The sequence below is a fragment of the Nonlabens xylanidelens genome, from assembly GCF_002934445.1.
In the GTDB taxonomy this organism is placed as follows: domain Bacteria; phylum Bacteroidota; class Bacteroidia; order Flavobacteriales; family Flavobacteriaceae; genus Nonlabens; species Nonlabens xylanidelens.
In genome coordinates this window covers 1-6,987 of record NZ_PTJE01000013.1, presented here as the reverse complement: position 1 = coordinate 6,987, position 6,987 = coordinate 1, and the positions used below count along the sequence as shown (strand labels likewise).

Annotated in this window: 8 protein-coding genes; 4 read left to right on the top strand and 4 right to left on the bottom strand. The window is 34.5% G+C overall.

All coding sequences use genetic code 11. The features are described 5' to 3' along the window. Window positions 1-190: 190 nt before the first annotated feature. Window positions 191-418 carry a hypothetical protein gene (locus tag LY01_RS14875; protein WP_104516798.1) on the top strand — a complete coding sequence of 76 codons (228 nt, stop codon included), beginning with the start codon at window positions 191-193 and terminating at the stop codon, window positions 416-418. Between the two features lie 240 nt (window positions 419-658). Beyond that, window positions 659-1,030, top strand: coding sequence for an IS3 family transposase (locus LY01_RS14870; RefSeq protein WP_346222307.1), 372 nt, complete (start codon window positions 659-661; stop codon window positions 1,028-1,030). Between the two features lie 449 nt (window positions 1,031-1,479). Here LY01_RS14870 and LY01_RS14865 read toward each other — a convergent pair whose 3' ends face one another. Continuing rightward, a complete protein-coding gene (locus LY01_RS14865; RefSeq protein ID WP_104516796.1) occupies window positions 1,480-1,959 on the bottom strand; it encodes a hypothetical protein in 480 nt (159 codons plus the stop codon). Further along, on the bottom strand, window positions 1,941-2,969 hold the full coding sequence (locus LY01_RS14860; RefSeq protein ID WP_211289307.1) for a LysM peptidoglycan-binding domain-containing protein: 1,029 nt from the start codon (window positions 2,967-2,969) through the stop codon (window positions 1,941-1,943). Before LY01_RS14860 ends, LY01_RS14865 begins: the two co-directional genes overlap by 19 nt. Before the next feature lie 1,444 nt (window positions 2,970-4,413). Between LY01_RS14860 and LY01_RS14855 the strand changes: the two genes are divergently transcribed. Together LY01_RS14855 and LY01_RS14850 are read left to right on the top strand one after the other, a co-directional pair. Further along, complete coding sequence (locus tag LY01_RS14855) at window positions 4,414-4,650, top strand: hypothetical protein (protein ID WP_104516795.1); 237 nt, start codon at window positions 4,414-4,416, stop codon at window positions 4,648-4,650. Continuing rightward, window positions 4,640-4,930 (top strand): type II toxin-antitoxin system RelE/ParE family toxin, encoded by a 291-nt coding sequence (locus LY01_RS14850; protein WP_104516794.1) that lies wholly within the window; start codon window positions 4,640-4,642, stop codon window positions 4,928-4,930. The genes LY01_RS14855 and LY01_RS14850 overlap by 11 nt, the downstream gene beginning before the upstream one ends. A gap of 10 nt (window positions 4,931-4,940) precedes the next feature. Here the strand turns inward: LY01_RS14850 and LY01_RS14845 are convergent, their stop codons facing one another. Together LY01_RS14845 and LY01_RS14840 are read right to left on the bottom strand one after the other, a co-directional pair. Next, a complete protein-coding gene (locus LY01_RS14845; protein WP_104516793.1) occupies window positions 4,941-5,846 on the bottom strand; it encodes a tyrosine-type recombinase/integrase in 906 nt (301 codons plus the stop codon). Continuing rightward, window positions 5,761-6,768 (bottom strand): tyrosine-type recombinase/integrase, encoded by a 1,008-nt coding sequence (locus LY01_RS14840; RefSeq protein ID WP_104516792.1) that lies wholly within the window; start codon window positions 6,766-6,768, stop codon window positions 5,761-5,763. The genes LY01_RS14845 and LY01_RS14840 overlap by 86 nt, the downstream gene beginning before the upstream one ends. Window positions 6,769-6,987: the final 219 nt, after the last annotated feature.

Sequence of the window (6,987 nt, the reverse complement as noted above, 5' to 3'; positions counted from 1 at the left end):
GATAGTTTCTTTACTTCTCTTATTCGTTTTATATTCTTGCTTACATCCATATTGTTGTCTAATACCGCAATAAAAGTACGCTTAAAGGCTTTATTGATCAATTTCATATTGTTTTTGAATTTATATAATTGCTTTATAAAACAAATATATGTAGTTTTGTATCATTGCTTTATTAGTCAAATAATAATTTATGAAACTCGAAACCACCAACCCCAATAATTACTCATTCATTACAAAACAACTAGAATTACACATTTTAGGCGGTCTACAATTAAATAAACTAGAAAGCCTGCGAGTAACACTAAGCATCGAGAAAATCACAAAAGGCAAAAACGTTCTCAACGTATTACCCCTGCTGGCGCGAGTATACAAACCGCTAGTGCCAGTTTTTAACTGGTACCGAGCATGGCATGAGTAAAATAATAAGAACAATAAAGTCTGTACAACACGTATGGATTTTCCACGTCGCGCTCGTCTGTGACGAGAGTGAATAAGCATAGCGTTTGCAACGCGTGAGTAATATTTATAGATAATATAGTAACAAATAAACCACCTTTTATGGGTGGTTTTTTTGTGTTTATGTGAGTTGTTGATTATTCCTTTTTTTTAAAGGTTTTAAGAGTTAGAATAAGCTTTTTTAGCCTTTGTATCTCTAATCATGGTATCTATTAATCTAAAGAGCATATTTTGTGTTTCTGGATCAAGATTTTGTATTTCTACTAGTCAATTTCCGTTTTCCAATTCTATGTCCGAGATAACGCACAGTATTTATAAATCTGAATTCATGGGAGGAAAACTATCTGAGGATATAGTATCGCATTTAAAGAGTCTTGATGATTTTATGAACTATTATAATCATCATCGATATCCTTGCCGACTATATGGCAAAACACCAATGCAAATTGTAAATGGTGATATGATTGATAAATATCTCTATAAACAAAAAATAAAAGAGGCTCAAGTAGCTAGAGTGAAGACTAATCAAAATTTCAATGCTTGTATACCAAACCTAGGATGTAAGTCATTCTAGCGCTCTTAAATCAAGAAAAGCACTTTCACTAATTCAATTTCATATAAAAAAAATAAAGGCATATCTAAAACAGAAAATTAGTATCTCCATATTTTAATGTCTTGGTAAATTATAAGCAGTATAATTTACCAAGACATTAAAATATGAGGATCAGATTACAATCCCTTTAATCATGCGACTTGTTCCAACTTTGGAACGCTTTTATCGCGGTTCTTGCGGTTTTTACCTCATAAAACTATTACCATAATGGTAGAAGCGAAACCAGTTTATCAAAATCAAATCAAACAGAGTCTAAGCGTATAACTCAAAAGAATTATTTCCTCACTAAAAAACGTAATAACGCACATCCCAGTCTCTACGCGACTTGTTCTAATGTTGGAACGCTTTTATCGCGGTTTTAGCGATTTGCACCCAGTGCACGATATGACAAAGAAGCCGCAAACGAGAATCTACCATGGCAATTTGTTTGAACTTTGAATTTTAACAAAAATGTCATTCACTTCATTCATCTCATATTCTCGTTTACTTATTTCAAGAGACTGCTTTTTCAGTAATTCAAAATCTTTATAAATAAACTCAGATTTTTTCTTAGTGTTGATTAGAACCCACGCTTCAGTCATTTCTCCTGGCAGATAGGTTGATTCTGTATATACTAAAATATACTCGTCAAATACACTTAATGAGTCAACTCCAATAGTTTTTTTATTTATCAAATTCCCATAGGGAAGATCGAGGGTCCAGTCCGACCCAACACCATTTGTAGAAATTACTCTGATATCATCTAATAATGGGATTACATATAAATCACTATCTCTAGAGATATTAATTTTAGTTTCTTTTTGAGAAACAATTTTCTCTTTTGTTTTTTCTCCACATTTAATAAACGAAAACAAAAGTAAAACATAAACTGTTATTTTGACACTTCCCATTCTCCTCTTGTTTGTAAATTTATATTTCCATTAGCCACATCGTGATAAAAGAATCCTAGCACGTTAGAAACATTATTATAAGTGCCCGACCTACCTTTACTACCACTTAAATCTAAAGTGTCATACAACTTATACTGTATTGTAATTAACCCATCCTTTCCAACTTCAGCCCAATATTTGACAGTTGCGTGTCTCAAAGCCCAAGTTAATTGATTGAAAGCAGTATCCCAAGTTTCCTTCTTAAAGACGGGATCATTTTGATTTCCTGAAAACCAATCATCACCAGAGCCTCTTTTACCTCCAAACTCAATAACTCTTTTGCCTGTAATATAATAATTTTCTTTTTCATATCTTGGATCGGATTTAACCTGATTTAATATTTCTGACTCATAACTAATCATCGTAGGGGATGTTTTAACTTTATCTAACAAATAACCTGTTATATTAGCAACATTTTGATTGCTTATCGAAGCTGCTGCTAATTCAGCTCCATTACTTACTGACATTTCACTTATTTCATCTGAACCAAAAATCCAACCTGAAGAGTTTTTAATATCGAGAAAGTTTTCGAAAGACGTGTAAGCTTTAGGTCTAGTTGGATCAGTAACAATAAGGCTATCACCAATAAAAATTTTATTAATATCTTTAATATTATTCCACTTAGCCAATGAAACTACAGATGTTCCATACGTTTCTGCAATACCTGTCAAAGTTTCTCCCTGGCTAACTTCATGTTTTTTCAATTTCTTATTGCCATTATCTCCTTCTAGACCTTTAGGGTCATTAAAATACAAAGGATTATTATTGAAAACAGCATAAGGTGATTGCCATGAATATTTTTGAGTCATAGGGTCAATATTCCATCTTCTCCCAATTCTCGGATCATATTGCCAAAATTCAGCAGTATAAGAATTTGCCTCTCCAGATATCTCATTGTCTTTTTCTTGACCACCAAATCCATACCTGTAGGAATCGCTATCCACACTTCCATGTCTATTATTTAGGAGCATCCCGTAGGGAAAGGAAGTCATGCGTTTTTAAAGAAAACGGAACACTTTTTTGCGCATACCTTCACTCAAACCAGCATTTTTTATTTTAAAGAACGGATGCCTTTTACAGCGGTATAAATATAGTCTTTTCATTGATTCCTGCCAACGCTCGCCAGCCGCTGAAGAACTACAGCCACTATGACCATGCAACCGTTTTTAGCTGATTATTGATTGAAGTTGTAAAAACCGTTGCAAAAAAATGGTCGTGGCAGTAGTTCTCCCTAAGCTATGTTTACATAACGTGGCATTATGGTGCAGAAAAAGCCCCATAATAACGCTATGTAAAATAGCCGCTTCGGCCGACGCTCGGCATCGGAACAAAAAATGTATATTTGGGTATTCAAAAAAGTCCATGATTCGGACACGTTGGACTTAAAATCCAATGGGATGCTAGACTTAGGATCTAGTGCTTTCAATTCTATTTATTAGACACGTTGGATTCAAAATCCAATGCTCTTACCTATGAACAAAGGACTGAAAATCCTTGTGTCCCTTTAACTCATGCGCGGCTTTCAATCGCCATTTGGGCTAACGATTTAAAAACCTACGAAAGTCAACGCATCGCCAGCCACTCTTTCGCACCTTTTTAAAACGTCCATCAGGTTGGCTTACCTTTTCTGAAGGATTCTATAATTTGACTTATCGGCAATATGCTTAATAAGGATTTTAGTTCCTTATTTACCGATTTCATTTTCTTTTCTGGCATTATCCAGTAAGCCACCAGAACCAGTAAAAAAGTCAAGCAAAGTATTAGTGTAGTAAAAATCATATCTCGTGTTTTTAATAATAAAGGATTTCGACGTTAATTAGGGGCGACTTAGGTTTTCGGACCTAAAAAACCGCCAACAAAAAAAGCCCCAACTCTTTCGAGCTGAAGCTTTCAACGAAATTACAAGTTCTTGATCAGACTTGCAAAAACATAAAATTATATATTATATTTTCACTTTTGTTAAACATTATTCATAAGGCGGAAGAGCGTTTGGTGTAGCGGCTGGGCTTCCGCTTTATGGATAATGCTAGCCTTTTATGTGGCGATTGAGCATAAATATAAAGGATCGTAGTGCGATGGCAGAAGTGGCTGGCTTTCTGATGCTGGTTTTGTTTCAGATGTTAAAGCGGCTGGCGAGCGGCTATTTTACATAGTAGTTGTTATGTATCCAAAATACGTTATCACAGCGATAGCGTTCCTTTCAAAGTGTCGTTTGCGAACATAACTTCTATTATGTAAACATAGCTTGGGGCTTTTGGATGGCGTGTGCGGCTGGAGCAGCTCTTTACTTTTTATGGTTTCCTTATTCTATAATCAACTAAACAACTTTAAAAAATAATGTGCTGCGTGAGCGTTGGCAGACATCCAAAGCATGTGCGGCTGGCGAGCAGTGGCTTTTTTGAGTATATTTGTTTTATGGATGTTCACACAGCAAAACTCGATCTTATTAACTGGCTTGTCAATTTAAAAGACGAAGCAATAATAAGTGCGCTACAATCAATTAAAAACGGTAAAGAAGATTCTATTGATACGCTTATTAATGAGAACAATGATCTTCAACAACTTCTTGATAAACGTCTAGAAGAAAAAACAGTTGATTTTGTAGACGCAAGAAGTTCTTTAAATAAGCTGAGACATCAATATGGGATTTAAACTTACGATTTCTCCTCTTGCCGATCTAGATTTAGCAGAGGCTTACCAATATTATGCTGATGTCTCTTTAAAAACACTTGAAGACTTTGATAAAGAGATAGAAGCTTCATACAAAGCTTTAGAACTAAATCCATTCTTTAAAGTGCGTTATAAAAACATGAGAGGTTTACCGCTTAAAAAATTTCCCTTTATCATTTTCTATACACTTGATGAAACGAATAAAGTTGTGGAAATTAGAAGTGTTTTTAATACGCATCAAGATCCTGCAAAATATAGGTAAATGAGATTTCCTAACTAAAAGGATGGAACATATTTACAGTTTCATGCAAGCTTTCTAAATCGTCCTGTTGGTATTTTTCTGTAGAACTGATGTATTTGTGTCCTGCCATGTATTGAACTTTTCTAAGATTGTTTTTTGATAACCAATCAACGATAACAGAGTTTCTAATCTGCTGCATATTGATAAAAGTATTGTTGATCTTTTTAAGCTCTTTGGTTAATGCATATAATGGATTTGATAGACTGGTACTCTTTCCTTTATTGAAAAAAAGTAAATCAGTTTCTTCATTTCGACTACGCTCAATGCAAGTAGATTGGTTTAATAATTCTGGACGTATTTCATTGATGTATTGCATGAGTTCCATGAGTTGCCACGGTTTTAATTCTAGTTCTCTGCTTCCTGTTTTTTTAGTTCCTAGAATATTGATTTTGCCTTTATAGAGCTGTACATCTTCTACTTTTAATCGTTGCAGCTCGCTGGTGGTTATGCCTTGATAAACTAATAAACCCAACATGATTTTATTTCTTTTTCGCGAAAGCATATTTACAATATCAACATCATAACTGTAATACAGATCTTCGAGTTCTTCAGGTTCCAATAGATTTCTGACGATACTTTTTTTAACGCCTTTAATGTGTAAATTGATGATAGGATTATCGATTCTTTGATTCTTATTTACGAGATAATCAAAGTAGGTTTTTAGATTGGTTACGTAGTTCTTTACTGTTGCTGGCTTTATGGTTCCTGCGCTTTTTATATGCTCGATATATTTTAAAAAAGTCTTGTAATCGATGGTGTTTGATGAAGTTCCAAAGTTATTACACCAGGCGTCAAAACGACCTGCGCTTCGTAGGTATGTTGGGATACTTTTGTTGCTGTAGGCTTTGCTTTCTAAGTAGGTTTTGTACTTGTTCATTTCCTGTTAGTTCTAAAAAATGTGTATAAATTTGAGTGGATTCTAATGATGCGTGACCTAAAAAAATGCTGATCTGTTCCATCGCTGCGCCTTGTTCTAAAAAGTGTGTTGCGATGCTGTGGCGCAAACTGTGCAATGTGATATTTCTATATTCTAAATCGGTATTTCCAGTTGCTTTTATGATCGCTTTAAGTCTATTTGCAAAGCTCATTCCCTGTAATCTTTGACCTCGATAATTGATAGACAAAGATTCGGTTTCTTTGTATTTGTAGAACTCGGTACGCCAGTCGTAAATGTATTCTTCAAGGATTTTTAAACTGTGATTGTTAAGTGGCACAAAACGTTCTTTATAGTTTTTACCTTGGCTTACAAAAAGACGTTGTTTATCAAAAAACACATCTTTTATATTCAGGTGTACGAGTTCGTTTCTTCTGAGTCCGCAACTGTAGGCGCATACTAAAATGGCTTTATCTCTTTGTCTGATTCTTTCGGCTTGATGGCTGTAATCCGTGGCTTTAAAAAGCTCTTTGATTTCGTTTTGAGTAAGTACATTTAAAGCGTCTTTTTCGTTTTTAGATTCTCTTTTTAAATGGATATTGATACCGCTGTGATGATGTTCTTTTAGGTATTCTCTAAACTTAAAAAGGGCTTGCTGATGTTTATTGAGCTGTCCTTTTGATAATGCGCCGCCTCGTCTTTGATTGCGTCTTTCTTTGAGCTGTTTGTAATAGTCTGTAACGATTTGTGTGTTTATCTCATTGATGCTATTAATCTTATTTTGCTCCAGATAATGAAAAAACTCTTTGAGATGGTTGGGAAGATTGTAAACGGTGGTTTCTGCATAGCCTATAATGTCCAACCATTGCCTAAAATCTTGAACAATTACTTTATAACTGTGGTTGTTTAGGGATAAACTTTTCATTCTGTGGGTGTTTTTTGGATATTGTGGCGACTTGCTTATAACTGACTAGAAAACATTGTTTTAACCTCGCCATTGATCACTGGCGACTTGGTGGCGATACGGCGAGTTGTATTTGTGTCAAACAGTTCTCTAGAGATTTATCTATCTGCTTTTTTAGGTTCTTGTACTCATCTATTCCTACGATCTCAAAACAATAACTTTTAGTCTTTAATTTTTTAA